The following is a 26,542-nucleotide window of genomic DNA, read 5'->3' as shown; positions in this document are numbered from 1 at the left end:
TGTAGGAGGTGTAACTCATGACCAAAGGAATCTTAGGAAGAAAGATCGGTATGACTCAAGTATTTGCTGAAAACGGTGAGCTAATTCCTGTAACAGTAATCGCTGCGACTCCAAACGTTGTTCTTCAAAAGAAAACAACTGAAACTGATGGCTATAACGCAATTCAGTTAGGATTCGACGACAAACGTGAAAAATTAGCTAACAAACCTGAACAAGGTCACGTTGCTAAAGCATCTACTGCTCCTAAGCGCTTCATTCGCGAAATCCGCGATGCAGACGTGGACGGATTAGAGGTTGGTCAAGAGGTAAAAGTTGAAGTTTTCACTACAGGTGAAATCGTAGACGTAACAGGAATTTCTAAAGGTAAAGGTTTCCAAGGTGCTATTAAACGCCACGGACAATCTCGCGGACCAATGTCTCACGGTTCTCGTTATCACCGTCGTCCAGGTTCAATGGGCCCAGTTGCTCCGAACCGTGTATTCAAAGGCAAAAAACTTGCTGGACGTATGGGCGGAGACCAAGTTACGGTTCAAAACTTAGAAATCGTTCAAGTTGACGTTGAACGCAACTTATTATTAGTTAAAGGTAACGTTCCAGGTGCTAAGAAATCTCTTGTAGTTGTTCAAGGCGCTGTGAAGGCTAGTAAATAATTCACAATAGGAAGGAGGAATTCCAATGCCAAAAGTTACTGTATATAACCAAACTGGTTCACAGGTTGGTGAAATCGAATTAGCAGAAGCTATTTTCGGTATCGAACCAAATGAAGCTGTACTTTTCGAAGCTGTAATGATGCAACGTGCATCTTTACGTCAAGGTACACACAAAGTAAAAACTCGCTCTGAAGTACGTGGTGGTGGTCGTAAACCATGGCGTCAAAAAGGAACTGGACGTGCTCGTCAAGGTTCTATCCGCTCTCCTCAATGGCGCGGTGGTGGTACGGTATTCGGACCTACACCAAGAAGCTATGCTTACAAACTTCCTAAGAAAGTTCGTCGCTTAGCAATCAAATCTGCATTAGCTACTAAAGTAGTTGAGAACAACATTGTAGTTCTTGAAGACCTAGTGTTAAATGCACCGAAAACAAAAGACATGGTAGCAGTACTTAAAGGATTAGCTGTAGAGAAGAAAGCTCTTATCGTAACTGCTGATGCAAACGAAGCTGTAGAGTTATCTGCTCGCAACATTCCTGGAGTAACAGTAATCACTGCTGATGGCGTAAACGTTTTAGACGTGCTTCATCATGATAAGCTAATCATGACAAAAGCGGCAGTGGAAAAAGTAGAGGAGGTGCTTGCATAATGAGAGATCCTCGTGATATCATTAAGCGCCCAGTTATCACTGAACGTTCTATGGAAATGATGGCTGAAAAAAAATACACGTTCGATGTGGACGTTAAATCTAATAAAACAGAAGTTAAAGATGCTGTAGAAGCGATCTTTGGTGTTAAAGTAGAAAAAGTGAACATCATGAACTACAAGCCGAAAGCAAAACGCGTTGGTCGTCACGCTGGTTTTACTAGCCGTCGTCGTAAAGCAATCGTTAAGCTAACTGCTGACAGCAAAGAAATCGAAATCTTCCAAGGTGTTTAATTCTTACTAAAGAAGGAGGGAAATTGAGATGGCAATTAAAAAGTATAATCCAACTACTAACGGTCGTCGTAACATGACTACGAATGATTTCGCTGAAATCACGACTGACAGACCGGAAAAGTCTTTACTTGCTCCTTTAAGCAAAAAGGCTGGTCGTAATAACCAAGGTAAAATTACTGTACGTCACCAAGGTGGCGGACATAAGCGTCAATACCGTATCATCGACTTTAAGCGTAACAAAGATGGAATTCCAGGACGCGTTGCTACGATCGAATACGATCCAAACCGCTCTGCGAATATCGCATTAATTAACTACGTTGACGGTGAAAAACGTTACATTCTTGCTCCTAAAAACTTAGAAGTAGGTATGGAAATTATGTCTGGCGCTGATGCTGACATTAAAATCGGTAACGCATTACCATTAATCAACATTCCAGTAGGTACTGTTGTTCATAACATCGAGCTTAAACCAGGCCGTGGTGGACAATTAGTTCGTTCTGCTGGTACATCTGCACAAGTACTTGGTAAAGAAGGTAAATACGTTCTTGTACGTTTAACTTCTGGTGAAGTACGCCTAGTATTATCTGCTTGTCGTGCTACTGTAGGTCAAGTAGGTAACGAATCACATGAACTTATCAAAATCGGTAAAGCAGGTCGCTCTCGCTGGTTAGGTAAGCGCCCAACTGTTCGTGGTTCTGTAATGAACCCAGTTGATCACCCACACGGTGGTGGTGAAGGTCGCTCTCCAATCGGACGTAAGTCTCCAATGTCTCCATGGGGTAAACCAACTCTTGGATTCAAGACTCGTAAGAAAAATAAAGCGTCTGATAAATTCATCGTTCGTCGTCGTAAAAAATAATGGGGTTGTAGTACGGTTCACTTTTGGAACCGTACGGCAATCACGAAGGGAGGCACCACAATGGCTCGTAGCTTAAAAAAAGGACCATTTGTTGATGATCACTTAATGAATAAAGTTGCAAAGTTAAACGAAACTGAGCAAAAGCAAGTTGTTAAAACTTGGTCTCGTCGTTCAACAATCTTCCCTCAGTTCATTGGTCACACAATCGCTGTATATGACGGTCGCAAACACGTACCTGTATACATCACTGAGGACATGGTTGGCCACAAGTTAGGTGAATTCGCACCAACTCGTACGTACAAAGGTCATGATGCTGACGATAAGAAAACTAGAAGATAATGAGAGGAGGCACTTCAATGCAAGCTAAAGCAGTAGCGAGAACAGTTCGTATTGCTCCTCGTAAAGTTCGTTTAGTAGTAGACTTAATCCGAGGCAAGCAAGTGGGTGAAGCGATCGCTATCCTTAACCACACACCAAAAACTGCTTCTCCAGTTGTAGAGAAAGTTTTAAAATCTGCAATCGCAAACGCAGAGCATAACTACGAAATGGATGTAAACAACTTAGTTGTTGAAAAAGTTTTCGTTGACGAAGGTCCAACGTTAAAACGTTTCCGTCCACGTGCAATGGGTCGTGCAAGCCAAATTAACAAACGCACAAGCCACATCACAGTTGTGGTATCAGAAAAGAAGGAGGGATAATCGATGGGTCAAAAGGTTAATCCAGTCGGTCTTCGTGTCGGTGTTATTCGTGATTGGGAATCTCGCTGGTTCGCTGAGAAAGATTACGCTACACTTCTTCATGAAGACATCAAAATTCGTGAATACATCGCAGCTCGCTTAAAAGATTCTTCTGTTTCTAAAGTAGAAATCGAGCGTGCAGCAAATCGTGTAAATGTTACAATTCACACTGCAAAACCTGGTATGGTAATTGGTAAAGGTGGTACTGAAGTTGAAGCACTTCGTAAAGCTCTTAACCAATTAACAGGCAAGCGTGTACACATCAACATCTTAGAAGTTAAGAGAGCTGATCTTGACGCTAAATTAGTAGCGGAAAATATCGCTCGTCAATTAGAAAACCGTGTATCTTTCCGTCGTGCACAAAAGCAAGTTATTCAACGTGCTATGCGCGCAGGTGCTAAAGGTATTAAAACACAGGTTTCTGGTCGTCTTGGCGGAGCAGATATCGCTCGTGCAGAATCTTACAGTGAAGGAACTGTTCCACTTCATACACTTCGCGCTGATATTGACTATGCAACAGCTGAAGCTGATACAACATACGGTAAATTAGGCGTAAAAGTATGGATCTACCGTGGAGAAGTCCTTCCTACAAAAAAGAAAGCTTCTGAGGAAGGAGGAAAATAATATGTTAATGCCAAAACGCGTAAAATATCGTAGAGAGCATCGTGGTAAAATGCGTGGTCGTGCTAAAGGTGGTACGGAAATCGCATTTGGTGAGTTCGGTCTTCAAGCACAAGATGCTTCATGGATCACTAACCGTCAAATCGAAGCTGCTCGTCGTGCAATGACTCGTTACATGAAACGTGGCGGTAAAGTTTGGATTAAAATTTTCCCTTCTAAACCTTACACTGCAAAACCTCTTGAAGTACGTATGGGTTCCGGTAAAGGGGCACCAGAAGGCTGGGTAGCAGTAGTAAAACCTGGGAAAATTATGTTTGAAATCGCGGGTGTATCTGAAGAGGTAGCACGCGAAGCATTACGTCTTGCAGCTCACAAATTACCAGTGAAATGTAAATTCGTAAAACGTGAAGAAAATGGTGGTGAATCTAATGAAAACTAATGATATTCGTGAATTAACCACTGCCGAAATCGAAACAAAAGTTAAAGCGTTAAAGGAAGAGTTGTTTAACCTTCGCTTCCAACTTGCTACAGGACAATTAGAGAATCCAACACGCATCCGTGAAGTGCGTAAAGCGATCGCTCGTATGAAAACTGTAGTTCGTGAAAGAGAGATCGGAATTAATCGATAAATTGAGGGGAGGTTTGCAAAGTGAGCGAACGTAACCAACGCAAAGTTTATACTGGTCGTGTTGTATCTGACAAAATGGACAAAACGATTACAGTTTTAGTTGAAACTTACAAAACTCATTCCTTGTACGGAAAGCGCGTTAAGTATTCTAAGAAGTACAAAGCCCATGATGAGCAAAACCAAGCAAAAGTTGGCGATATCGTTAAAATCATGGAAACTCGCCCGCTTTCTGCTACTAAGCGTTTCCGTTTAGTTGAAATCGTTGAAGAAGCGGTTATTATCTAAATAGACGAATCGGAATTTTAAGTCCGAAGGGAGGTTTCATAACATGATCCAACAAGAATCTCGTTTGAAAGTTGCTGACAACTCTGGTGCACGTGAACTTTTAACAATTAAGGTATTAGGCGGCTCTGGTCGTAAATATGCTAACATCGGTGATATTATCGTTGCTACGGTAAAACAAGCAACACCAGGTGGCGTTGTTAAAAAAGGTGACGTTGTTAAAGCAGTAGTAGTACGTACGAAGAGCGGTGCTCGTCGTCCAGATGGTTCTTACATCCGTTTTGATGAAAACGCAGCTGTTATCATTAAAGATGACAAGAGCCCACGCGGTACTCGTATCTTCGGACCAGTAGCTCGTGAACTACGTGATAGCAACTTCATGAAGATCGTTTCTTTAGCTCCAGAAGTTCTATAATTTGAGGTATTGCCTTGCTAAGGAGGTGCAGAATTAAGATGCATGTAAAAAAAGGTGATAAAGTACAGGTAATCACTGGTAAAGACAAAGGAAAACAAGGTGTTATCCTTGTTGCTTTCCCAAAGCAAAACCGTGTTATTGTTGAGGGTGTTAACATCGTTAAGAAGCACTCTAAGCCATCTCAATTAAATCCACAAGGTGGAATCATCACGAAAGAAGCACCTATTCACGTGTCTAATGTTATGCCATTAGATCCGAAAACAGGTGAACCTACTCGTGTAGGTTACAAAGTGGAAGATGGTAAAAAAGTTCGTATTGCAAAAAAATCTGGTGAATTATTAGATAAATAATTTTCTTAAGAAAGGAGGTCACTTCATTGAATCGCCTTAAAGAGAAGTTCCAAAAGGAAATTACTCCTGCTCTAATGAGCAAGTTTAACTATAAATCTGTAATGCAAGTACCGAAGATCGAAAAGATCGTTATCAACACTGGTGTTGGTGATGCGGTAGCAAACTCTAAAGCATTAGACAATGCTGTAGAAGAATTAACTCAAATCGCAGGTCAAAAGCCTGTAATCACTCGTGCTAAGAAATCTATCGCTGGTTTCCGTCTACGTGAAGGTATGCCAATCGGAGCGAAAGTTACTTTACGCGGTGAGCAAATGTATGAGTTCTTCGACAAATTAGTATCTGTTTCTTTACCACGTGTACGTGATTTCCGTGGTGTATCTAAGAAATCTTTCGATGGTCGTGGTAACTATACATTAGGTGTTAAAGAGCAACTTATTTTCCCTGAGATCGATTATGATAAAGTAAGCAAAGTCCGCGGTATGGACATCGTAATCGTTACTACAGCGAACACTGACGAAGAAGCTCGTGAACTTTTAACACAATTCGGTATGCCATTCCAAAAATAATGGAAGCCAACGCTAAGTAGAGGAGGCGAAAACGTGGCTAAAAAATCTATGATTGCGAAACAAAAGCGTACTCCTAAGTTTAAAGTACAAGAGTATACACGTTGCGAGCGCTGCGGTCGTCCGCATTCTGTATACCGCAAATTTAAACTTTGCCGTATTTGTTTCCGTGAACTTGCATATAAAGGTCAAATTCCTGGTGTTAAAAAAGCTAGTTGGTAAAACCCACAAATGGGAAGGAGGTAAAACACATGGTGATGACAGATCCAATTGCAGATATGCTTACTCGCATCCGTAATGCGAACATGGTACGTCATGAGAAATTAGAGGTTCCTGCTTCTAAAATCAAAAAAGAGATCGCTGAACTTTTAAAACGTGAAGGTTTCATTCGTGATGTAGAATACATCGAGGATAACAAACAAGGTATCCTTCGTATTTTCCTGAAATATGGTGCAAACAATGAACGTGTAATCACTGGATTAAAACGTATCAGTAAGCCTGGCTTACGCGTTTACGCTAAAGCTGACGAAGTACCACGTGTACTTAACGGATTAGGTATCGCTCTTGTTTCTACATCTAAGGGAGTAATGACGGACAAAGACGCTCGTCAGTTACAAACAGGTGGAGAAGTAGTAGCATACGTTTGGTAATTAATATTGAAACGAACGGAGGTGTGACAACATGTCTCGTATTGGTAAAAAGATTCTTGAAATCCCTGCAGGTGTTACTATCACAGTAACAGAAAACAATACTGTAACAGTAAAAGGACCTAAAGGTGAATTAACTCGTACATTCAATGCTGATATGTCTATCAAAATTGAAGAAAACATCCTAACAGTAGAGCGTCCATCTGAACAGAAGGAACACCGTGCATTACATGGTACAACTCGTGCTTTACTAGGAAACATGGTTGAAGGTGTAACTACAGGTTTCACTCGTGGACTTGAATTAATCGGGGTTGGTTACCGTGCTCAAAAACAAGGTAACAAACTTGTATTAAGCGTAGGTTACTCTCATCCAGTTGAAATGACTCCTGAAGCGGGTCTTGAAGTTGAAGTTCCTGCTCCAACTAAGATCGTGATTAAAGGTATCGACAAGCAACGTGTTGGCGAATTCGCTGCTAACGTTCGTGCTGTACGTGCTCCAGAACCTTACAAAGGTAAAGGAATTCGTTACGAAGGCGAAGTTGTTCGTCGTAAAGAAGGTAAAACTGCTAAGTAAGCCCGTTAGGTGAAAGAAAGGAGTGACAAGAATGATCACTAAAGCTGATAAAAATGCGACTCGTAAGAAAAGACATGCACGTGTACGTGCTAAACTTACTGGTACTGCAGAACGTCCACGTTTAAACGTATTCCGTTCTAATCAACACATTTACGCTCAAGTTATTGATGATGTGAATGGTGTAACATTAGTAAGTGCATCTACTCTTGATAAAGACCTTGCTCTTAACGGTACAGGCAACACTGAAGCTGCTACGAAAGTTGGCGAATTAGTTGCTAAGCGTGCTGTAGAGAAGGGTGTTAAAGAAGTAGTATTTGATCGCGGTGGTTATTTATACCATGGCCGTGTTAAAGCTCTAGCTGAAGCTGCTCGTGAGGCTGGATTACAATTTTAATGGTCAAAGGAGGGAAAATTGATGCGTCGCATTGACCCAAGTAAATTAGAACTTGAAGAACGTGTAGTTACGATAAACCGTGTTGCGAAAGTTGTTAAGGGTGGTCGTCGTTTCCGCTTTGCTGCACTAGTTGTAGTTGGTGATAAAAACGGTCATGTTGGATTCGGTACTGGTAAAGCTCAAGAGGTACCTGATGCTATTCGCAAAGCTATCGAAGATGCTAAGAAAAACTTAATCGAAGTACCATTAGTTGGTACATCAATTCCACACGAAATCATCGGACATTTCGGAGCTGGTGAAGTATTCCTAAAACCTGCTGCTGAAGGTACTGGAGTAATCGCTGGTGGACCTGTTCGTGCGGTTCTTGAATTAGCTGGTGTACAAGATATTCTTTCGAAATCTCTTGGTTCTAACACACCAATTAACATGATTCGCGCTACTGTGAACGGATTAAGCGAACTTAAGCGTGCTGAAGATGTTGCAAAATTACGCGGTAAATCTGTAGAAGAGCTACTAGGTTAAGAAGGAGGGAAAACAAATGGCGAAAAAGTTAGAAATTACCCTCACTCGTAGTGTAATTGGTCGTCCGCAAGATCAACGTGCGACTGTAGAAGCTTTAGGTCTTAAAAAGTTGAATTCAACTGTAGTTAAGGAAGAAACTCCTGCTATTCTTGGTATGATCAACAAAGTTTCTCACCTTGTAACTGTAAAAGAAGCTTAAGGATAACTCATTAATATAAGGAGGTGCCTGGGAATGAAACTTCATGAATTAAAACCTGCAGAAGGTTCTCGTAAAGTACGTAACCGTGTCGGTCGCGGTATCGGTTCTGGTAACGGTAAAACTGCTGGTAAAGGTCATAAAGGACAAAACGCACGTTCTGGTGGCGGTGTTCGTCTTGGCTTTGAAGGTGGTCAAACTCCATTATTCCGTCGTTTACCAAAACGCGGCTTCACAAACATTAACCGCAAAGAGTTTGCTATCGTAAACTTAGCGACGTTAAATCGTTTTGAAGATGGTACAGAAGTAACACCTGAATTATTGCTGGAAACTGGCGTTATCAGCAAATTAAACGACGGTGTTAAAGTTCTTGCAAGCGGAGCAGTTGAGAAAAAACTAACTGTTAAAGCGCACAAGTTCTCTTCAAGTGCTAAAGAAGCAATTGAAGCAGCTGGCGGAACAGTTGAGGTGATCTAATGTTTCGTACAATCTCCAACTTTATGCGCGTTGCTGAGATAAGACGTAAAATATTATTCACTTTAGCGATGTTAATCGTATTCAGGATTGGCACGTTTATCCCAGTGCCATTTACAAATGGAGACGTACTGAAAGCACAAGATCAGTTAAATGCATTAGGAATCCTTAATACATTTGGCGGTGGCGCTTTGAAAAACTTCTCCATCTTTGCGATGGGAATCATGCCGTATATTACAGCATCCATCATCGTGCAATTATTGCAGATGGATGTTGTTCCTAAATTTTCGGAATGGTCGAAGCAAGGCGAAATGGGCCGTCGTAAATTAACACAATTCACGCGTTACTTTACAATTGTTCTTGCGTTTATTCAGGGGTTTGGTATGTCAATCGGTTTTAACGGTATGGTAGGTGGGCAGTTAATTTTGAATCCAGGTTGGAGCACTTATTTATACATTGCTACGGTACTGACTGCTGGTACTGCATTTTTAATGTGGTTAGGTGAACAGATTACAGCTAAAGGTGTAGGGAATGGTATTTCCATCCTCATCTTTGCTGGTATTGCCGCAGCTATCCCAAGTGTAATATCTCAAGTGTATCAACAACAGTTTCAAAATGTCGGAGATCAACTGTTCATGAGTATCGTTAAAGTTGTATTGATATTACTAGCTGTGCTAGCAGTTGTTGTTGGAGTTATCTTCATTCAACAGGCTGTTAGAAAGATTCCAATTCAATATGCGAAGCGTGTAACAGGAGGAAATGGTAGTTATACTGGAGCACAAAACACACATTTACCTCTTAAGGTAAATAGTGCGGGTGTTATTCCAGTAATTTTTGCTGTTTCATTCTTGATTACACCTCCAACTATTGCACAGTTCTTCCCGAAACATGATATATCGCAGTGGATTATCCAAAACTTTAACTATTCTCATCCAGTGGGAATGATTATATATGTTGCGCTCATTGTAGCCTTCACATATTTCTATGCATTTGTTCAGGTTAATCCAGAACAAATGTCAGAGAATCTAAACAAACAAGGTGGATATGTTCCTGGTATTCGTCCGGGTAAGAATACAGAGCAATATCTAACAAAAATCTTGTATCGTTTGACCTTTGTAGGATCTATTTTCCTAGCAGCGATTGCAATTCTACCAGTTATCTTTACGAAGCTGGGAAATCTTCCTCCATCTGCACAGATCGGTGGAACGAGTATGTTAATCGTTGTCGGCGTTGCTTTAGAAACAATGAAGCAGCTAGAAAGCCAACTGGTAAAACGCCATTACAAAGGGTTTATCAAGCAGTGAGTAAGTGGGAAGATGTGTCTTCCCTACATGCTCATTATGAGGGGGAACAAAGATGAACTTAATTTTAATGGGGCTTCCTGGTGCTGGTAAAGGTACACAAGCCGAACAGATTGTTGCCAAGTATAACATCCCTCACATCTCAACAGGAGATATGTTCCGTGCAGCTATGAAAGCTGAAACTGAACTTGGTTTACAAGCAAAATCTTTTATTGATAAAGGTGCGCTTGTACCAGATGAGGTTACAATTGGAATCGTTCGTGAACGTTTAAGCCAAGAAGACTGCGTGAAAGGCTTCTTATTAGACGGTTTTCCACGAACAGTTGCACAAGCATCTGCTCTTGAAGAGATTATGAAAGATCTTGGCAAAAAAATCGACTATGTTTTAAACATTAATGTGGATTCAGGATTGCTATTAAAACGTCTTACAGGCCGTCGCATTTGTAAAGAGTGCGGTGCGACTTACCACTTAGAATTCAATCCACCAGCAAAAGCTGATGTGTGCGATAAATGTGGTGGCGAATTATATCAACGCTCTGATGACAACGAAGAAACTGTAGCGAATCGTTTAGAGGTAAATATTAAGCAAACACAACCTTTGCTTGATTTCTATGAAGAGCTTGGTTACTTACAAAGCATTAATGGTGAGCAAGATATCAATAAAGTATTTGCTGATATCGATGTTCTCATCGGAGGCTTAGCGTAATGATCATTTGCAAAACTCCTCGCGAGATAGAAATCATGCGAGAAGCTGGCAGGATCGTTGCTTTAACTCATCAAGAGTTGAAAAAGCATATTACTCCAGGAATTACAACGAAAGAGCTCGATCAAATAGCGGAAAAGACGATTCGAAAATATGGTGCTACGCCATCTTTTAAAGGATACAATGGATTTCCGGGAAGCATCTGTGCTTCTGTAAATGAAGAGCTTGTACATGGGATTCCAGGAAGGCGCAAGCTCCAAGAGGGCGATATCATCAGTATCGATATTGGTGCGAAATACAATGGGTACCATGGAGATTCTGCATGGACGTATCCAGTAGGAAACATTTCTGAATCTGTTCAAAAGCTACTTGATGTCACAGAAAAATCGTTGTATCTTGGTCTAGAACAAATAAAACCAGGCGAGAGATTATCAAATGTCTCACATGCGATTCAAACGTATGTTGAAGATAATGGATTCTCGATCGTTAGGGAGTATGTTGGTCACGGAATCGGGCAAGACTTACATGAAGACCCTCAAATCCCGCACTATGGTCCACCAAATAAAGGTCCTAGATTAAAGCCGGGCATGGTCATCTGTGTTGAGCCGATGGTGAACCAAGGAAGACGATATGTAAAAACACTATCTGATGACTGGACAGTGGTAACGGTAGATGGTAAATGGTGTGCCCATTTTGAGCACACGATTGCTCTTACAGAAGCAGGATACGAAATCCTTACCACTTTATAAGTAGCTGGCTCTCCGGGATTTCAGAGCAGTGTAAAATGTTACTGATTTGAAGAAGGGAGAACTATTGAATGGCTAAAGATGATGTAATTGAAGTCGAAGGTACCGTTCTTGAAACGTTGCCAAATGCTATGTTCAAAGTAGAATTAGAGAATGGGCATGTCGTATTGGCTCACGTTTCTGGTAAAATCCGTATGAACTTCATTCGTATTTTACCAGGAGACAAAGTTACGGTAGAATTATCTCCGTACGATTTAAATCGTGGTCGTATTACGTACCGTTTTAAATAATATAGCACTCCGTAATCTTTAAGGAGGTTCGAGACATGAAAGTAAGACCGTCAGTTAAACCAATCTGCGAAAAATGTAAAGTTATTCGTAGACGTGGAAAAGTAATGGTTATTTGTGAAAACCCTAAACATAAACAAAAACAAGGTTAATCAGAAGGAGGTGCATTCGGAATGGCACGTATCGCAGGTGTAGATATTCCTCGTGACAAACGCGTTGTTATTTCTTTAACTTACGTATTCGGCATTGGTCGCACAACTGCTGAAAAAATTCTTGCTGAAGCTGGTGTTTCTGAAGAAACACGAGTTCGTGATTTAACGGAAGACGAACTAGGACGTATCCGTGATATCATCGATCGTATTAAAGTTGAGGGAGACCTTCGTCGTGAAGTATCACTTAACATTAAACGTCTAATGGAGATCGGTTCTTACCGTGGTCTTCGTCACCGTCGTGGTTTACCAGTTCGTGGTCAAAACTCTAAAAACAATGCTCGTACACGTAAAGGTCCACGTCGTACAGTAGCAAATAAAAAGAAATAATAAGTAAAGGAGGTTGAACTAACAATGGCACGTAAAACAAACACTCGTAAAAAACGTGTGAAAAAGAATATTGAAGCTGGTGTAGCTCATATTCGTTCTACTTTCAACAACACAATCGTAACACTTACAGATACTCACGGTAACGCGCTTTCTTGGTCTAGTGCTGGTGCACTTGGTTTCCGTGGATCTCGTAAATCTACTCCATTTGCTGCGCAAATGGCTGCTGAAACTGCTGCTAAAGTTGCAATGGAGCACGGTTTAAAAACTTTAGAGGTTACTGTAAAAGGTCCTGGTGCTGGTCGTGAAGCTGCAATTCGTGCTCTTCAAGCTGCAGGTCTAGAAGTAACAGCAATCAGAGATGTTACTCCAGTTCCTCATAATGGATGTCGTCCGCCAAAACGTCGTCGTGTTTAATTTTTCTGTATAGAATTTTCCCTTTTGTCTATAATGGATATGATGCATTATCGAGAAATTTCGTACAGAAACATCGCTTGTTGTGCACAATCGGGAACTGCCTAAGGGGGACTTTCGGTTAGACAGAGGTTTTTCCTTTGTTTAGCCGGGGTTTCGACGTTTTGAAGGAGGGTTTAGTTAATGATTGAAATTGAAAAACCGAAAATCGAAACGGTTGAACTTAACGAAGATGCTAAGTATGGTAAATTCGTGATTGAACCGCTTGAGCGTGGATATGGTACTACTTTGGGTAACTCCCTTCGTCGTATTCTTTTATCCTCACTCCCTGGTGCCGCTGTAACTGCTATCCAAATTGATGGCGTATTACACGAATTTTCAACAGTTGAGGGCGTAGTAGAAGACGTTACAACGATCATCTTAAACTTGAAAAAGTTAGCTCTTAAAATCTACTCTGAAGAAGAGAAGACGTTGGAAATCGATATACAGGGCGAAGGTATTGTCACAGCTGCTGATATTACTCACGATAGTGATGTTGAAATCTTAAATCCAGATTTATACATTGCGACGTTAGCAAAGGATGCGCATTTCCGCGTGCGTTTAACTGCAAAGCGTGGCCGTGGGTATACGCCAGCTGATGCAAATAAAAGCGAAGATCAACCAATAGGAGTTATTCCTATTGATTCTATTTATACTCCAGTATCACGTGTGACTTACCAAGTGGAAAAGACACGTGTCGGACAAGTGGCAAATTATGATAAGCTTACGCTTGATGTATGGACGGATGGAAGCATCGGGCCAAAAGAAGCTATCTCTTTAGGTGCCAAAATCTTAACTGAGCATTTAAACATCTTCGTTGGTTTAACTGATGAAGCGCAAAATGCTGAGATTATGGTCGAGAAGGAAGAAGATCAAAAAGAAAAAGTTCTAGAGATGACTATTGAAGAACTTGATCTTTCTGTTCGTTCTTATAATTGCTTAAAACGTGCAGGAATTAATACTGTACAAGAGCTTGCGAACAAAACAGAAGAAGATATGATGAAAGTTCGTAACTTAGGACGTAAATCCTTAGAAGAAGTTAAGCATAAGCTTGAGGAATTAGGTTTAGGCTTACGTAAGGACGACTGAGGATTTAAACTCATCAACAAAGGAGGGAACTACGAATGGCATACAGAAAATTAGGCCGTACAAGTGCGCAACGTAAAGCTATGTTACGTGACTTAGCTACTGATTTAATTATCAACGAGCGCATCCAAACGACAGAAACTCGTGCAAAAGAACTTCGTTCTGTAGTGGAAAAAATGATCACTTTAGGTAAACGCGGAGATCTTCATGCTCGCCGTCAAGCTGCATCTTTCATCCGCAATGAAGTTGCTAATGCTGAGACTGGTCAAGATGCACTTCAAAAATTATTCGCTGATGTAGCTCCACGCTATGCTGAGCGTCAAGGCGGATACACTCGTATTGCAAAAATTGGTCCACGTCGCGGAGACGCAGCACCAATGGTAATTATCGAGTTAGTATAATGATGATTAAAAGGGCAGGACAGTTCTTTTCAAGTAACTGGTCATGGCCCTTTTTTTTTAAATATAGAAAATGGGCTAACTTGGTAAAGTAATGAGAGAGGGTGCCTTGCATTGAAAAAAGAGAAACTTCGCACGCAAAATATATCATTTCAATATCCCGGGGCAACTTTTTATGCATTAAAAGACGTATCATTCTCTTTATATGAGGGAGAATGGGTTTCTGTAATTGGACAAAATGGTTCAGGAAAGTCTACACTTGCAAAATTATTAAATGGATTATTTTTGCCGGAATCAGGAACGATTGTTGTAAATGATACAATGATTTTATCCGAAGAAACGGTATGGGATATTCGAAAACAAATTGGTATGGTATTTCAAAATCCAGACAATCAATTTGTTGGAACAACAGTACAAGATGATGTTGTATTTGGTCTTGAGAATATCGGAATGCCTCGAGAGCAAATGGTAGAACGGATGAATCAAGCGTTAGAAATGGTCCGAATGGAAGAGTTTCTGAACGAAGAACCTCATTCATTATCCGGTGGGCAAAAGCAGCGTGTGGCGATTGCAGGTGTGCTAGCATTACAACCGTCCATTTTAATATTGGATGAAGCGACATCAATGTTAGATCCTCAAGGACGGCGTGAAGTAATTGAAACGGTTAGGAAGCTTGTTGATGAAAAAGGTATTACCGTGCTATCAATTACCCATGATTTGGAAGAGACTGCACAGTCAGACCGTATTATCATTTTGAATCAGGGAGAAATATTAGAGGAAGGTACACCAGAGCAAATCTTTAAATCCTCTCGTATGCTTAGAGAAATCGGGCTAGATGTACCATTCTCAGTAAAAATAGCAGAATTATTAAAAAGAAATAAAATTCCACTGCAAAATACGCATCTTACAATGGAAAGCTTGGTGAACGAACTTTGGAGATTACATTCCAAACAGTAGAGCATCGTTATCAATATAAAACTCCATTTGAAAGACGCGCGCTTTATGATGTAAACGTGTCGTTTCCAAGTGGGGGGTATTATGCCATTATCGGTCATACTGGTTCGGGCAAATCAACGATGATTCAACATTTAAATGGTTTATTGCAGCCGACAAGTGGCACAGTCCAAATTGGAGAGCATTTAATTTCCTCGCAAAAAAAAGAGAAGAAATTAAAACCACTACGAAAAAAAGTAGGGGTTGTCTTTCAATTTCCAGAGCATCAGTTATTTGAAGAAACAGTTGAGAAGGATATTTGTTTTGGGCCCTCAAATTTTGGTGTATCTGAAGAGAAGGCGAAGCAAAGAGCGAGAGATGCGATCGAGCTTGTTGGATTGAATCCAGAATTATTAACTCGTTCTCCGTTTGAGTTAAGTGGTGGACAAATGAGACGTGTTGCGATAGCAGGTGTACTTGCTATGGAACCGGAAGTTCTTGTATTAGATGAACCGACAGCAGGACTTGATCCAAAAGGACAGCAAGAGTTGATGGAAATGTTTTATAAGCTTCATAAAGAGCAAGGGCTCACAGTAATCCTTGTTACCCATAATATGGAGGATGCCGCTAAGTATGCAGAGCAAATTGTAGTTATGCATAAAGGAACGGTCTTTTTGCAAGGAACAGCAGAGGAAGTATTTTCACATGCTGATGAATTAGAACAAATCGGTGTGGATCTTCCAATGTCTTTAAAGTATAAACGTGCAATTGAAGAGAAATTTGGTATTACGATTCCAAAGGCTACCTTATCTTTAGAGGATCTTACTCATGAAGTTGTACAGGTGTTACGAAAAGGTGGTCATGAATCATGCAGCAGTTGATTATTGGGAGATATATTCCAGGCAGGTCGCTCATTCATCAACTTGATCCACGTACGAAGCTGTTGATTGTCTTTTTATATGTATTTGTTGTCTTTTTAGCAAATAATGCGATTTCATATGGATTTTTATTTTTATATGCACTCATTGCTTTATTTTTTGCAAAAGTGCCGATTCGTTATGTACTTTCGGGCTTAAAACCAATCTTATGGATTTTTCTTTTTACATTTTTTCTGCATATTTTTACAAATAAAGAAGGGGATGTACTGCTTCAGCTTGGTTGGTTTTCGGTACATGAAAAAGGATTGGAACAAGGGATATATATTTCCATACGCTTTTTCGTCATTATTTTAATGACGACCTTATTGACGTTAACGACAACACCGATTGAAATTACTGATGGTATGGAGACGTTATTAAAGCCATTAAAGCGTATAAAGGTTCCTGTTCATGAAATCGCATTGATGATGTCTATTTCTCTTCGTTTTATTCCAACATTAATGGATGAAACGAGTAAAATTATGAAAGCACAAGCATCCCGTGGTATTGATTTTTCTGGTGGGCCGATAAAGGATCGATTAAAGGCGGTTATTTCTTTGCTTGTACCGCTTTTTATTAGTGCTTTTAAGCGTGCTGAGGACTTAGCGATTGCAATGGAAGCGCGTGGGTATCAAAGTGGTGAGGGACGTTCTAAATTTAGGCAGCTACGTTGGAAAACAAGCGATACGTTAACGATAGTAAGTTTACTTTGTTTAGCATGTATTCTAGCATGGGTGCGATCGTAATGGAGAATAGAGAAATGGAAAGAATAAAATGTACAGTTGCATATGATGGCATCAATTTTTGCGGTTATCAAATTCAACCGCAGCATCGTACTGTTCAACAAGAAATAGAGAAAGCTCTGCAAAAATTGCATAAAGGAGAGCTTGTTCGTGTTCAAGCATCAGGGCGGACAGATTCTACTGTTCATGCAAGAGGACAAGTGATTCATTTTGATACATTATTATCCCTTGAAGAATGGCAATGGATCAATGCTTTAAATACGATGTTGCCAGATGATATTGTGGTCCTGCAGGTAGAGAAAAAAACAGAAGATTTTCACGCACGATATGGTGTGGAAAGAAAAGAATATCGTTACCGGGTATTATTATCTAAAACAGCTGATGTATTCCGTAGAAATTATGTATATCAGTATCCATATCCATTAGAGATAGAATTTATTCAGAAGGCAATTCCTTATTTTATTGGAACGCATGATTTTACTTCATTTTGTTCGGCAAAAACTGACAAAAAGGATAAAGTGCGAACAATTTATGAAATAGATTTAATTGAACAAGATGATGAATTAATTTTTCGTTTTGTAGGCAATGGATTTTTATATAATATGGTGCGAATTATTGTTGGTACGCTACTTAGCGTAGGACAAGGAAAGCTTGATCCTGACAGCATTCCAGAGATTTTAAAAAAACAAGATCGTCGTTTTGCTGGGAAGATGGTGCCAGGGCACGGGCTTTATTTATGGCAGGTAAACTATAACAACTAATCCTGGTGTAACATTTGCTTGACATTAGAATCTCAAAAGGATATCATAACATATGGTATTGTTTCTAAAACCACGATTAGCCCCGGAAGGAAATCGTGTTTAAGATAAACAATAGATTTTTTCTATGGAAAAGATAACGAGGAGGGAAACACATGCGTACGACTTTTATGGCAAAAGCTAACGAAGTTGAGCGTAAATGGTATGTGGTTGATGCTGAAGGTCAAACTTTAGGTCGCCTTGCTAGTGAAGTAGCATCCATTTTACGTGGTAAAAACAAACCAACATTTACACCACACGTTGACACGGGTGATCATGTAATTATTATTAACGCTGAGAAAATTCATTTAACAGGTAATAAATTAAACGATAAAATTTACTACCGTCACACTAACCACCCAGGTGGTCTTAAACAAAGAACAGCTCTAGAAATGCGTACAAACTACCCTGTACAAATGTTAGAGCTTGCAATTAAAGGCATGCTTCCAAAAGGACGTTTAGGACGTCAAGTGTCTAAAAAATTAAATGTGTATGCTGGAGCAGAGCATCCACACCAAGCACAAAAACCAGAAGTTTACGAACTTCGCGGATAATTAATTAAAGGAGGGCTTACTTTGGCACAGGTACAATACTATGGTACTGGACGTCGTAAGAGTTCAGTAGCGCGCGTACGCCTAGTTCCAGGCGAAGGACGCGTTATCATTAACGGTCGTGATTTTGAAAACTATATCCCATTTGCTGCATTACGTGAAGTAGTGAAACAACCTCTAGTTGCAACAGAAACTTTAGGTAACTACGATGTACTTGTAAACGTAAATGGTGGTGGATACACTGGTCAAGCTGGTGCTATTCGTCACGGTATTTCTCGCGCTTTATTAAAAGCTGATCCAGAATACCGTCTAACATTAAAACGTGCAGGTCTATTAACTCGTGACGCACGTATGAAAGAGCGTAAAAAATACGGTCTTAAAGGCGCACGTCGTGCACCTCAGTTCTCAAAACGTTAATTATCGACGTTTCAAAGGCTCTCAAGCTTTTTGCTTGGGGGTCTTTTTTTATGTGGAAAAAGGGGTTTTGATCATGAAAATATTTTTGGGTCACTCCTGATCACGACAAATCATAGTTCAATTATTTTTGGGATTTTTGTGGTCTCTTTTAGGGTATCTGTTACATGTGTATAGATGTTCAACGTCATTTGTATATCAGAGCGACCCAATCGCTCTTGTACCTCCTTTATACTTGCGCCAGCTTTTTAGAGAAAAATTTAACGGTAGACCTTTGCTTCCTACTCAAGGAACTTAACGACTCCCCACCATGTTCCCCAAAAGTCTTGACTAACCACATATTCTTGAACTGTCCAAAATTCCTGATCATTGGAAGGATCAACGCATGTTGCGCTGTAATCTCCCCATCGGTTCCGTCCCATGCCATCCGTTAAAAAGTAGGTAGCTTGTCCAGCTTGAAGCAAGGTAACTTGTTCTGTTGTGCCAGGTGCATCGCTTGCACGTCTTCCTGTGAAGAAGGCACTTGCAAATAGGTCTGTGGATGATCCGCTAAAACCGATTACCATATGGTTGGAGGAGTTGACGGCGAGAGAAGGATAATAATAGGAGTGTGTGCTGTGTTGAACTCGCCCTTGTTGAATTGGGGTGCTTATCTCCGGATCAATTTGATACCAGGAAACCTCTGCTCTGCTTCCGTCTTGGCTAGGTACAGTATGGGTTGTCCAAATTGTTTCATTACGATAAATAGCTTGCAAAAGGCGAGTATCTCCTGTGTCAATCAATTGAGGGGAGTCCTTTTGAAGAGCACCTGGTATGACAGAGCCGCTAAGTGAAGCGATATTAATTTGTTGAAGTTGTGTCCAAAAAGGTATCCCGTTAGAAAATGATATTTGGTTTAGCTGCAAACTGTCCAGACTGGCTAGTGAGATCAAGTACTGAACTGAAACATTTGGATCAAACACTTGAGTAGGCTGTGTTGTAAAAAATGCACCAGGCGGTTCATAGAACTCATACCAGGTCATGCTATCCATCGAGTACAGCTGACTCTTCTCGAACACCCAGATTTTAGTTGCCTGATAACTTCCCTCATTGTTGAACATGTTGGCAGTTACGTAGACATGAGTATTGTCCAGTCCTAAACTTGGATAGTCAGCCCAAGTATCTAACTGCATATTATTAAATATATCTGCATCAATTGCTCGGAATACCCAGTTAAATGGGTCTTCAGGATTCGACACGCCCACGAGCAGCCAGGAATTAGGAGAGCTTTCCCCCGCGAGCGAAATGATGAAGAATCGATTGGATAAATTGTCATAAAGGATTTTTGGGTCAAAAGCAAAAGTACCTTCTGTAATGACTCCAGTTGGGGTCCAAAAATCATCTAAAGTGGTAGTGGTAAGAACAGCACCATCCTCCTTTTGATTGATCGATATTCCTCCATTTACAACATTTACAACATGATTAAGACCAACTGCGCCCATTGTATCCGGCGGAAACCACCCGTTATAATCTACTCCTTTAAACTGTTTTATGATACTTGGAGCTGTGACATCGTCATTCTGTATAACCTTTTTTGGAAAAGGCGGTGTTTTCTGCCGTGGTAAAAAAGATTGTACACCTGGTGTGGGGAGGCATACTTTACTTCCCATAATAGAATTTGATTTAATATTTCCCAATTACAGAACATTCCTTTCATATTTTTTGCAATTTAAAATTGCTAATTTACTTTATTCATTCTGCAATCAAGCTGAAACGGCAAATATTCTAGAAACGTGTAAGAGATAAGAAAATATGTGTTTGTCCAATAAGTAGATGGACATTAATTAAGGAGTTAAGAGTAGTTAAAGGAGGGGGATATGGGGGAAAATCATTAGCATAGACCAGACTGCTTTTTGGCTGGGGTTTTTTATTATGTTTAATGGAGCTATATCAATCCATTTTGAGTTTTCAACATATAAGGCGCTGCTACGAAGAACAAAAGATAACTTGCACTTGTTTTTTCGCTTTGTTTTAATTCGGCATGGGGCAGAGGGAGGATCTGATCGCTTCTATGCATAGCTGGACGCGCTCTCTCACTTGAAAGGAAAGGTTTTATACCGGTTTTTTAATGTATTATATCTTGGAATATTTTAGTGCTACCTTCCTACGTATGCTTCATCTTTAGAAGTTTAGACTAATACGTATTAGGGAGGTTTATAAGTACTATGAATGTCATTGTTAGCTTACAAGAAAAACAAAAAGAAAAGCAGTTGAAATATGAACGGAAGGTGCTTCGTGAATTATCATTAAAAACGCTAAGGTCCAATATTCGTGATGCCTTCGATATGAAAGAGTTGCACAGGCAGTATGAGGATTATTGTATTGAACTTGGAATTGAATCGTATTTATTAGGAGCGAGATATAGTAAATTTGGCTATTATGGTGAATCTTTTTTTGATGTGAAATATAGAGCTTTAGAAGAAGAGCAGCAATTAACGGAAATGTTGTTTCAATTTTTAACAAGCATGACCATGCGGGAGATAGAATCGAACGCTGAGGATTCGCTGTATGAATCCTGTGAACAATTTATTAGTTCATGGTGGCGTGAAGGCTACGAAAAGGGTGAAAGAAGATATCGTTTAAAGCTGCATTAAGAAGAGAAGCATAAATTTTCCTCTTGTCCCATATAAGTAATTAGAGGGACTAGCTGGAGGAGGAAAGGTATGAAGAGAATTCGAATTATCTCTTTTATGCTTGCTGCAGTTGTACTGTTTTTCTTGGTGAAACAAGAATTTCAAATTACAAAATCATGGCGAGCTTGGAACTTACCCCTATCTGGGAAAGTAATTGTATTGGATGCCGGGCATGGTGGACCAGATGGAGGGGCGGTTGGTGGAAAAGATATTGTAGAAAAAGACATTACGCTTGAAATTACAAAAATGGTACAAGATTATTTACAAGAACAAGGTGCATTAGTTATTTTAACGCGAGAGGGAGATTATGATTTAGCTGACAAAGATACAAAGTCATATAGTAGGCGCAAAGCAGAGGATCTCAAAAAACGTGTAGAAATTATTAATAAGCCCGATGTTGACTTTTTTGCGAGCGTTCATTTAAATGCTTTGCCGAGTAGCGGGTCAAAAGGTGCACAAACGTTTTACTATCGCTCTTTAATTGAAAATGAACGAGCAGCGAAGTTTATACAGGCTGAATTACGAACGAGTCTAGAAAATACAAACCGTTCAGCTAAAACAATTGCTCATGTTTATTTGCTTAAGTATGCGAAAACACCGGGAGCTTTAATTGAGGCTGGATTTTTATCAAATGTGAATGAAAGATATATGTTGAATTCGGAGAAATATCAGCAAAAAGTGGCAGCTGCAATATACCGTGGAATACTACGTTATTTTACGGAAAAAGGAAATCCTCCTGAATAAGGAGGATTTTTTGAATCGCTCTTGTTAACGAAGTTTTCGGAAAATATGTTATACTGGAAATGTAAACGCATTTATTTTGAAAATGAAAATAAACAAACCCAATTTATGTAACATTACTTTATTTTTTCATACAGGGGGCTGGGCTGATTATGGTAACGAAAGAGCAGGTAGTGGAGGCGCTTGAAGGGATTGCGGATCCATTTCTACATAAAACGTTAAAAGAAACAAATGCAATTAAAGAGGTAACTGTAAAGCCTGAGAAAGAGCATGTCAGTGTTAAAATTGCAATTGTAAAAACAGGAACTGCTGAACAAATGCAATTGCAGGCTACTATTGTGAAGCTTGTGAAAGAGCTTGGAGCAGCAACGGTTGGCTTACGTTTTGCCGAATTTACAGAGGACGAATTGGCACAGTTTGCGCCGCCAGTGGAAGAGCAAGAAAGCCAATCTTTATTATCACCGCATTCTAAAACGACATTTTTAGCAGTTGCAAGTGGAAAAGGTGGAGTTGGTAAATCCACAGTTTCTGTAAACTTGGCCATTTCATTAGCTCGTTTAGGAAAGAAAGTTGGTATTATTGACGCTGATATATATGGCTTTAGTGTGCCTGATATGATGGGAATCGAAAAACGTCCAATCGTAAGAGGGGATAAAATTATTCCTGTGGAGCGTTTAGGGGTAAAAGTAATTTCGATGGGCTTCTTTGTAGAAGACAATGCTCCTGTTATTTGGAGAGGACCAATGCTTGGTAAAATGTTAAATCATTTTTTCACAGAGGTGGAATGGGGCGACTTAGACTATTTAGTGTTAGATTTGCCACCAGGTACAGGGGATGTAGCTTTAGATGTTCATTCAATGCTACCATCTTGTAAAGAAATTATTGTAACAACGCCTCATCCAACAGCGGCCTTTGTAGCAGCTCGTGCAGGTGCTATGGCGCTCCGTACGGAACATAGTATTCTTGGGGTTGTTGAAAATATGGCTTACTTCGAAAGTAAAGCAACCGGTGAGAAAGAGTATGTGTTTGGAAAAGGCGGAGGAGATAAATTAGCCGCAGAATTACAAACAGATGTATTAGGACGAATTCCACTTCAACAACCAGATTGGAATAAAGAAGATTTTGCACCATCTGTATACGAGGACACACATAAAACAGGTGTCATCTATCGGACGATAGCTGAGCAAGTTATTGATAGAACATCAGTTAAACAAAAATAAACCTCTACGAGTAGAGAATTTCCCCGCCCAATATAGAGGTGGGGAAATTATTATGTGTAGAGATTTGTTTTATTTTTGTTCTTTTGATCCGCCTTTTCCGCCTTCTCCACCACCTTCTTTTTTCTCGGCTCCTCCACCTTTTTCGGCTTTTTCAATGCCTTTACTAATGATGTCAATCATCTTAGCTTGGAAGAGTGGGCTTTCAGCAGTTTCTGTTAATACTTGTTGCAAATATTGACGATACTCTTTGCTTTTCATTGTTTGTAGCATCATTTTCTCTACTTCGGGGTTTTTCATAATTTCTATAACGCCTGCTTGGTATTCTGGGTCTTTTAATAGGGTCTTCATTAAGGCTGTTTGTTCTTTTTCAATGCCTTTAGCAAATTTTGATGAAAACTCAGGATCTTTAAATAGTTTTTCCCAAAGCTGCTGCCCTTTTTCGGATACCATTGCATCTTCAATCGTTTTTTTGACCACAGTTTCATCTAATATAAGTGCTTGTTTCATTTTCTCATCTGTTAATACATCTTGAATTGCTTTCTTCCCTTGATCGGTTTTTAAAATATCGACAATCATTTTTTTGGTTTGGTCGTAATCTAATTCAGATTTCGCTTCTTTTCCTTGTGCACATGCAACAAGTACAGTAAAAAGAAGGGAAGAAACTAAAACGAGCAGCATCCGTTTCATTAGCTGGAGCTCCTTTCAACACAGTTCTCTTTTTTAATATAAATATCTTAGAGGAATTTATACATGTTCATGGCTAGCTTTTTGAAATTGTCATTGATACAATTTAAGTAGAAATATATCAATAATGGGGGATGGGTTGTGAATAGCCGAAAATGGGTACGACTATTTTTAACGACGTTGCTGCTTGGAGGAATCAGTACAATCCTGATTGGTTTTATTCTAGGATGGGACAAGTACGCAAAATTTTTTCAAAATTTTGACGTTAAAGAAATTTTAATGATTTCTTTTTGGTTACTTGGTGTAGGTTTTATTTTTAGTGTAATTAGTCAAATGGGGTTTTTTGCGTATTTAACGGTTCATCGTTTTGGACTAGGAATGTTCCGATCATCTTCTCTTTGGAATGCAGTTCAGCTCATTTTTATTGCATTTGTACTGTTTGATTTTGTGTACTTAAGATCAGTACTCGTCGCAAATGGGGATGTTTCGTTAGGGAATAATATTCTGGTAGCTGGAATATTATTTATATTCGGAGCGATTGTAGCTTATATAAAGAGTAAAGAGACGAATAAAAAAGCGTTTATACCTGCTTTATTCTTTATGGTCGTCGTAACAATTCTTGAATGGGTACCGGCGCTTCGTATTAATGATACTGATTGGTTATATTTAATGGTTATCCCACTTTTACTGTGTAATGCATATCAGTTACTCATATTACATCGTTTAATAGGACAAAGAAGTAAGTCGGCTAGTTAAGAGGATAAGCGTGAAAAATGGTACAACATCTTTTGAGTGAGGTGTTGTACCATTTTTGATAGGGGGGATGTTTATTTCGTTATTTGTAAGCAATAAGAATCTGATTCGAAATTTAGGGAAACGAAAGAAAGTAGAAGATAGAGATTTTATTTTATGTCTTTACTTTTTGCATTTGTGTTAGAAATAAGTTGTGATACAGATACTTGCCCATAGCCATCACTTTTTAATTTCTGCAGGAGCAGCGGTAGAGATCTATTTGTTTGAAGTGCCGAATCCGAAGCATGTAATAAAATGATATCTCCACCTCGTAAATTGTTAGAAACCGTAGATACAATTTTATTTACACCAGGATTTTTCCAGTCGTTTGAATTATTACTCCAGTGTACAACAGTATATCCAAGAGAATCTGCTACTTTGAGAACTGTTTTATTAAATTCCCCGCTAGGAGGACGCAAGAGCTTGATTTGTTTTATTCCAAGTTTTGCAAAAACACCTTGTGAGCGTAAAAGATCTCTTCGTATCTCGTTCGCTTCCAAAGAAGTATAAGAGGTATAGTTATATCCCATACTTCCAATTTCGTGACCATCCTGTATAATTCGTTCAACAATATCGGGATGTCTTTCTGCCCATGCTGCAGAGAGGAAGAAAGTCGCATTTTTAATGTTTCTTTCTTTTAAAGTATCAAGAATAGGAATTGCCTTTTTATCTCCCCAACTAATATCGAATGTTAACGCAACCTGTTTTTTGGCGGTATCACCTTTGTAAATGACTTTTGGACCAGTAGCAGTTGAAAAAGCAGACTGATGAGAATATGTCTTTAAAAAGAGAAGCCATGCTGTAAATAAGGATAGTACAATAATTAAACTAATGTGCTTAAATTTACGTTTACTTGTTATAAAAAAGAAAAACATAATACTCCGCCCCTTTGTCCAATCCTTTTCAGTTACTTATATGCTTAAAAAGTTGAAAAGAGAACTGAAAGATTAACATTATAGGAAATGGATATAATGGACGATATAGTATGAGTTTCGATTTTAGTGGTTATGAGTAATTGTTGAGGTGATAGTTTGTTTGGGATTATGATTACAAAAGAAGAACAGAAAGAAATAGAATATTTATTGAAGAGGGAACTAGATGAGCTTTTATTTGATTTTGCAGACGAGAGAATACATGATGTCGTAAAAAAAACAATGGAAGAAAGATATAAAATTATTTTTTGTTTGTTTCGAAGAGTAGCAAATGCGGAAGAGTGCACACGTTATGTAAGAAAAAGAATTTTTTATTAAAAAGTGTTGACGATATGATTTAATATATGGTAAATTAATAACCGTCGCTGATGCGAGAAACGCAGAAAGCGAAAAAAAGAAATTGAAAAACTTAGTTGACATTGAAATATGAAAGTGTTAACATAAGGAAGTCGCAAATGAGCGGCAAACGAGTTCTTTGAAAACTGAACGAAACAAACAACGTGAAACGTCAATTTTTATTTTAGATGCTAGACAAACTAACTTTATTGGAGAGTTTGATCCTGGCTCAGGATGAACGCTGGCGGCGTGCCTAATACATGCAAGTCGAGCGAATGGATTAAGAGCTTGCTCTTATGAAGTTAGCGGCGGACGGGTGAGTAACACGTGGGTAACCTGCCCATAAGACTGGGATAACTCCGGGAAACCGGGGCTAATACCGGATAACATTTTGCGCTGCATGGCGCGAAATTGAAAGGCGGCTTCGGCTGTCACTTATGGATGGACCC

At 39.5% G+C, this 26,542-nt stretch carries 43 protein-coding genes, 1 rRNA gene and 1 pseudogene; 41 read left to right on the top strand and 4 right to left on the bottom strand.

Annotation, left to right across the window (positions count from 1 at the left end; genetic code table 11):
* The first annotated feature begins 17 nt into the window (after positions 1-17).
* The 35 genes from rplC to rpsI all read left to right on the top strand — a co-directional run bounded on the left by rplC (position 18) and on the right by rpsI (position 18,719).
* Positions 18-650, top strand: a complete 633-nt coding sequence (gene rplC, locus BLV40_RS23615) for a 50S ribosomal protein L3 (RefSeq protein ID WP_026593165.1) — start codon at positions 18-20, stop codon at positions 648-650.
* 25 nt (positions 651-675) lie between these two features.
* Positions 676-1,299 carry a 50S ribosomal protein L4 gene (rplD, locus tag BLV40_RS23610; RefSeq protein WP_026593166.1) on the top strand — a complete coding sequence of 208 codons (624 nt, stop codon included), beginning with the start codon at positions 676-678 and terminating at the stop codon, positions 1,297-1,299.
* A complete protein-coding gene (rplW, locus tag BLV40_RS23605; RefSeq protein WP_026593167.1) occupies positions 1,299-1,589 on the top strand; it encodes a 50S ribosomal protein L23 in 291 nt (96 codons plus the stop codon). The genes rplD and rplW overlap by 1 nt, the downstream gene beginning before the upstream one ends.
* Before the next feature lie 28 nt (positions 1,590-1,617).
* Positions 1,618-2,448 carry a 50S ribosomal protein L2 gene (gene rplB, locus BLV40_RS23600; RefSeq protein WP_026593168.1) on the top strand — a complete coding sequence of 277 codons (831 nt, stop codon included), beginning with the start codon at positions 1,618-1,620 and terminating at the stop codon, positions 2,446-2,448.
* Positions 2,449-2,508: 60 nt separating this feature from the next.
* Positions 2,509-2,787 carry a 30S ribosomal protein S19 gene (rpsS, locus tag BLV40_RS23595; protein ID WP_017150130.1) on the top strand — a complete coding sequence of 93 codons (279 nt, stop codon included), beginning with the start codon at positions 2,509-2,511 and terminating at the stop codon, positions 2,785-2,787.
* A 17-nt stretch (positions 2,788-2,804) separates the two neighbouring features.
* Positions 2,805-3,146, top strand: a complete 342-nt coding sequence (gene rplV, locus BLV40_RS23590) for a 50S ribosomal protein L22 (protein ID WP_011983250.1) — start codon at positions 2,805-2,807, stop codon at positions 3,144-3,146.
* A gap of 3 nt (positions 3,147-3,149) precedes the next feature.
* Positions 3,150-3,809, top strand: a complete 660-nt coding sequence (gene rpsC / locus BLV40_RS23585; RefSeq protein WP_017150132.1) for a 30S ribosomal protein S3 — start codon at positions 3,150-3,152, stop codon at positions 3,807-3,809.
* Position 3,810: 1 nt separating this feature from the next.
* Complete coding sequence (rplP, locus tag BLV40_RS23580; protein WP_026593169.1) at positions 3,811-4,245, top strand: 50S ribosomal protein L16; 435 nt, start codon at positions 3,811-3,813, stop codon at positions 4,243-4,245.
* Positions 4,235-4,435 (top strand): 50S ribosomal protein L29, encoded by a 201-nt coding sequence (gene rpmC, locus BLV40_RS23575; RefSeq protein ID WP_000855718.1) that lies wholly within the window; start codon positions 4,235-4,237, stop codon positions 4,433-4,435. Before rplP ends, rpmC begins: the two co-directional genes overlap by 11 nt.
* 20 nt (positions 4,436-4,455) lie before the next feature.
* Positions 4,456-4,719: a 30S ribosomal protein S17 gene (gene rpsQ, locus BLV40_RS23570; protein ID WP_011983253.1), complete on the top strand. Its 264-nt coding sequence runs from the start codon at positions 4,456-4,458 to the stop codon at positions 4,717-4,719.
* 43 nt (positions 4,720-4,762) lie between these two features.
* Positions 4,763-5,131 carry a 50S ribosomal protein L14 gene (gene rplN / locus BLV40_RS23565; protein WP_011983254.1) on the top strand — a complete coding sequence of 123 codons (369 nt, stop codon included), beginning with the start codon at positions 4,763-4,765 and terminating at the stop codon, positions 5,129-5,131.
* Positions 5,132-5,169: 38 nt separating this feature from the next.
* Complete coding sequence (rplX, locus tag BLV40_RS23560; RefSeq protein WP_026593170.1) at positions 5,170-5,481, top strand: 50S ribosomal protein L24; 312 nt, start codon at positions 5,170-5,172, stop codon at positions 5,479-5,481.
* 26 nt (positions 5,482-5,507) lie between these two features.
* Positions 5,508-6,047 carry a 50S ribosomal protein L5 gene (gene rplE, locus BLV40_RS23555; RefSeq protein ID WP_017150134.1) on the top strand — a complete coding sequence of 180 codons (540 nt, stop codon included), beginning with the start codon at positions 5,508-5,510 and terminating at the stop codon, positions 6,045-6,047.
* Positions 6,048-6,080: 33 nt separating this feature from the next.
* Positions 6,081-6,266 carry a 30S ribosomal protein S14 gene (gene rpsN / locus BLV40_RS23550; protein ID WP_001085700.1) on the top strand — a complete coding sequence of 62 codons (186 nt, stop codon included), beginning with the start codon at positions 6,081-6,083 and terminating at the stop codon, positions 6,264-6,266.
* 29 nt (positions 6,267-6,295) lie between these two features.
* Positions 6,296-6,694, top strand: a complete 399-nt coding sequence (gene rpsH, locus BLV40_RS23545; RefSeq protein WP_000245511.1) for a 30S ribosomal protein S8 — start codon at positions 6,296-6,298, stop codon at positions 6,692-6,694.
* 31 nt (positions 6,695-6,725) lie between these two features.
* Positions 6,726-7,265: a 50S ribosomal protein L6 gene (gene rplF / locus BLV40_RS23540; protein WP_026593171.1), complete on the top strand. Its 540-nt coding sequence runs from the start codon at positions 6,726-6,728 to the stop codon at positions 7,263-7,265.
* Positions 7,266-7,296: 31 nt separating this feature from the next.
* Positions 7,297-7,659, top strand: coding sequence for a 50S ribosomal protein L18 (rplR, locus tag BLV40_RS23535; RefSeq protein WP_017150136.1), 363 nt, complete (start codon positions 7,297-7,299; stop codon positions 7,657-7,659).
* 21 nt (positions 7,660-7,680) lie between these two features.
* Positions 7,681-8,181 carry a 30S ribosomal protein S5 gene (gene rpsE, locus BLV40_RS23530; protein WP_017150137.1) on the top strand — a complete coding sequence of 167 codons (501 nt, stop codon included), beginning with the start codon at positions 7,681-7,683 and terminating at the stop codon, positions 8,179-8,181.
* 16 nt (positions 8,182-8,197) lie between these two features.
* Positions 8,198-8,380 (top strand): 50S ribosomal protein L30, encoded by a 183-nt coding sequence (gene rpmD / locus BLV40_RS23525; protein ID WP_001085234.1) that lies wholly within the window; start codon positions 8,198-8,200, stop codon positions 8,378-8,380.
* A gap of 33 nt (positions 8,381-8,413) precedes the next feature.
* On the top strand, positions 8,414-8,854 hold the full coding sequence (gene rplO / locus BLV40_RS23520; RefSeq protein WP_017150138.1) for a 50S ribosomal protein L15: 441 nt from the start codon (positions 8,414-8,416) through the stop codon (positions 8,852-8,854).
* A complete protein-coding gene (gene secY / locus BLV40_RS23515) occupies positions 8,854-10,155 on the top strand; it encodes a preprotein translocase subunit SecY (protein WP_026593172.1) in 1,302 nt (433 codons plus the stop codon). Before rplO ends, secY begins: the two co-directional genes overlap by 1 nt.
* Positions 10,156-10,207: 52 nt before the next feature.
* Entirely contained in the window at positions 10,208-10,858 is a 651-nt protein-coding gene (locus BLV40_RS23510; protein WP_026593173.1) for an adenylate kinase, read from the top strand.
* Entirely contained in the window at positions 10,858-11,604 is a 747-nt protein-coding gene (gene map / locus BLV40_RS23505; RefSeq protein WP_026593174.1) for a type I methionyl aminopeptidase, read from the top strand. Before BLV40_RS23510 ends, map begins: the two co-directional genes overlap by 1 nt.
* 68 nt (positions 11,605-11,672) lie before the next feature.
* Positions 11,673-11,891: a translation initiation factor IF-1 gene (gene infA / locus BLV40_RS23500; protein WP_001029884.1), complete on the top strand. Its 219-nt coding sequence runs from the start codon at positions 11,673-11,675 to the stop codon at positions 11,889-11,891.
* 35 nt (positions 11,892-11,926) lie between these two features.
* Positions 11,927-12,040, top strand: coding sequence for a 50S ribosomal protein L36 (rpmJ, locus tag BLV40_RS23495; protein ID WP_000868344.1), 114 nt, complete (start codon positions 11,927-11,929; stop codon positions 12,038-12,040).
* A gap of 21 nt (positions 12,041-12,061) precedes the next feature.
* Entirely contained in the window at positions 12,062-12,427 is a 366-nt protein-coding gene (gene rpsM, locus BLV40_RS23490) for a 30S ribosomal protein S13 (protein ID WP_000090789.1), read from the top strand.
* Positions 12,428-12,451: 24 nt separating this feature from the next.
* A complete protein-coding gene (gene rpsK, locus BLV40_RS23485) occupies positions 12,452-12,841 on the top strand; it encodes a 30S ribosomal protein S11 (protein ID WP_000101801.1) in 390 nt (129 codons plus the stop codon).
* 180 nt (positions 12,842-13,021) lie between these two features.
* Positions 13,022-13,966, top strand: a complete 945-nt coding sequence (locus tag BLV40_RS23480; RefSeq protein ID WP_042981378.1) for a DNA-directed RNA polymerase subunit alpha — start codon at positions 13,022-13,024, stop codon at positions 13,964-13,966.
* A gap of 35 nt (positions 13,967-14,001) precedes the next feature.
* Positions 14,002-14,364 carry a 50S ribosomal protein L17 gene (gene rplQ, locus BLV40_RS23475; protein WP_000331491.1) on the top strand — a complete coding sequence of 121 codons (363 nt, stop codon included), beginning with the start codon at positions 14,002-14,004 and terminating at the stop codon, positions 14,362-14,364.
* Between the two features lie 111 nt (positions 14,365-14,475).
* A complete protein-coding gene (locus tag BLV40_RS23470; protein WP_090694434.1) occupies positions 14,476-15,318 on the top strand; it encodes an energy-coupling factor ABC transporter ATP-binding protein in 843 nt (280 codons plus the stop codon).
* Positions 15,294-16,175 carry an energy-coupling factor ABC transporter ATP-binding protein gene (locus BLV40_RS23465; protein ID WP_026593401.1) on the top strand — a complete coding sequence of 294 codons (882 nt, stop codon included), beginning with the start codon at positions 15,294-15,296 and terminating at the stop codon, positions 16,173-16,175. Before BLV40_RS23470 ends, BLV40_RS23465 begins: the two co-directional genes overlap by 25 nt.
* Entirely contained in the window at positions 16,163-16,957 is a 795-nt protein-coding gene (locus BLV40_RS23460) for an energy-coupling factor transporter transmembrane component T family protein (RefSeq protein WP_090694430.1), read from the top strand. Before BLV40_RS23465 ends, BLV40_RS23460 begins: the two co-directional genes overlap by 13 nt.
* 14 nt (positions 16,958-16,971) lie before the next feature.
* Positions 16,972-17,715: a tRNA pseudouridine(38-40) synthase TruA gene (truA, locus tag BLV40_RS23455; protein ID WP_090694449.1), complete on the top strand. Its 744-nt coding sequence runs from the start codon at positions 16,972-16,974 to the stop codon at positions 17,713-17,715.
* Between the two features lie 152 nt (positions 17,716-17,867).
* A complete protein-coding gene (gene rplM / locus BLV40_RS23450) occupies positions 17,868-18,305 on the top strand; it encodes a 50S ribosomal protein L13 (RefSeq protein ID WP_001260793.1) in 438 nt (145 codons plus the stop codon).
* A 21-nt stretch (positions 18,306-18,326) separates the two neighbouring features.
* Positions 18,327-18,719 carry a 30S ribosomal protein S9 gene (gene rpsI, locus BLV40_RS23445; protein ID WP_000079986.1) on the top strand — a complete coding sequence of 131 codons (393 nt, stop codon included), beginning with the start codon at positions 18,327-18,329 and terminating at the stop codon, positions 18,717-18,719.
* Positions 18,720-18,829: 110 nt separating this feature from the next.
* On the opposite strand, the pseudogene BLV40_RS29475 reads toward rpsI, so the two are convergent.
* Both BLV40_RS29475 and BLV40_RS23435 read right to left on the bottom strand, forming a co-directional pair.
* Positions 18,830-18,970: pseudogene (locus BLV40_RS29475) on the bottom strand (site-specific integrase); the annotation flags it as partial.
* A 27-nt stretch (positions 18,971-18,997) separates the two neighbouring features.
* The gene (locus BLV40_RS23435; RefSeq protein WP_211482137.1) at positions 18,998-20,365 is read right to left on the bottom strand and encodes a hypothetical protein; all 1,368 of its coding nucleotides are present in this window, start codon (positions 20,363-20,365) and stop codon (positions 18,998-19,000) included.
* 555 nt (positions 20,366-20,920) lie between these two features.
* Here BLV40_RS23435 and BLV40_RS23430 point away from each other — a divergent pair.
* The 3 genes from BLV40_RS23430 (at position 20,921) to BLV40_RS23420 (ending at position 23,349) form a co-directional block, all read left to right on the top strand.
* On the top strand, positions 20,921-21,349 hold the full coding sequence (locus tag BLV40_RS23430; protein WP_090694426.1) for a DUF2521 family protein: 429 nt from the start codon (positions 20,921-20,923) through the stop codon (positions 21,347-21,349).
* Between the two features lie 69 nt (positions 21,350-21,418).
* Positions 21,419-22,132 carry an N-acetylmuramoyl-L-alanine amidase CwlD gene (cwlD, locus tag BLV40_RS23425; RefSeq protein WP_090694422.1) on the top strand — a complete coding sequence of 238 codons (714 nt, stop codon included), beginning with the start codon at positions 21,419-21,421 and terminating at the stop codon, positions 22,130-22,132.
* Positions 22,133-22,281: 149 nt separating this feature from the next.
* Positions 22,282-23,349, top strand: coding sequence for an Mrp/NBP35 family ATP-binding protein (locus BLV40_RS23420; RefSeq protein WP_090694419.1), 1,068 nt, complete (start codon positions 22,282-22,284; stop codon positions 23,347-23,349).
* A 69-nt stretch (positions 23,350-23,418) separates the two neighbouring features.
* On the opposite strand, the gene gerD is transcribed toward BLV40_RS23420, so the two are convergent.
* Positions 23,419-24,036: a spore germination lipoprotein GerD gene (gerD, locus tag BLV40_RS23415; protein WP_026593394.1), complete on the bottom strand. Its 618-nt coding sequence runs from the start codon at positions 24,034-24,036 to the stop codon at positions 23,419-23,421.
* A gap of 138 nt (positions 24,037-24,174) precedes the next feature.
* On the opposite strand from gerD, the gene BLV40_RS23410 reads away from it, so the two are divergent.
* Positions 24,175-24,789, top strand: coding sequence for a KinB-signaling pathway activation protein (locus BLV40_RS23410; protein ID WP_026593393.1), 615 nt, complete (start codon positions 24,175-24,177; stop codon positions 24,787-24,789).
* A gap of 146 nt (positions 24,790-24,935) precedes the next feature.
* On the opposite strand, the gene pdaB is transcribed toward BLV40_RS23410, so the two are convergent.
* Positions 24,936-25,700 carry a polysaccharide deacetylase family sporulation protein PdaB gene (gene pdaB / locus BLV40_RS23405; protein WP_026593392.1) on the bottom strand — a complete coding sequence of 255 codons (765 nt, stop codon included), beginning with the start codon at positions 25,698-25,700 and terminating at the stop codon, positions 24,936-24,938.
* Positions 25,701-25,856: 156 nt separating this feature from the next.
* Here pdaB and BLV40_RS23400 point away from each other — a divergent pair, with 156 nt between their 5' ends.
* Both BLV40_RS23400 and BLV40_RS23395 read left to right on the top strand, forming a co-directional pair.
* Entirely contained in the window at positions 25,857-26,075 is a 219-nt protein-coding gene (locus BLV40_RS23400) for a hypothetical protein (RefSeq protein ID WP_090694416.1), read from the top strand.
* A gap of 224 nt (positions 26,076-26,299) precedes the next feature.
* A 16S ribosomal RNA gene (locus BLV40_RS23395) occupies positions 26,300-26,542 on the top strand; the annotation flags it as partial.

Origin of the sequence: Bacillus sp. 166amftsu (assembly GCF_900107445.1) — a bacterium.
Lineage (GTDB): Bacteria > Bacillota > Bacilli > Bacillales > Bacillaceae_G > Bacillus_A > Bacillus_A arachidis.
Note: the sequence above shows the minus strand (reverse complement) of the source record. Positions and strands in the feature narration are given on the sequence as shown.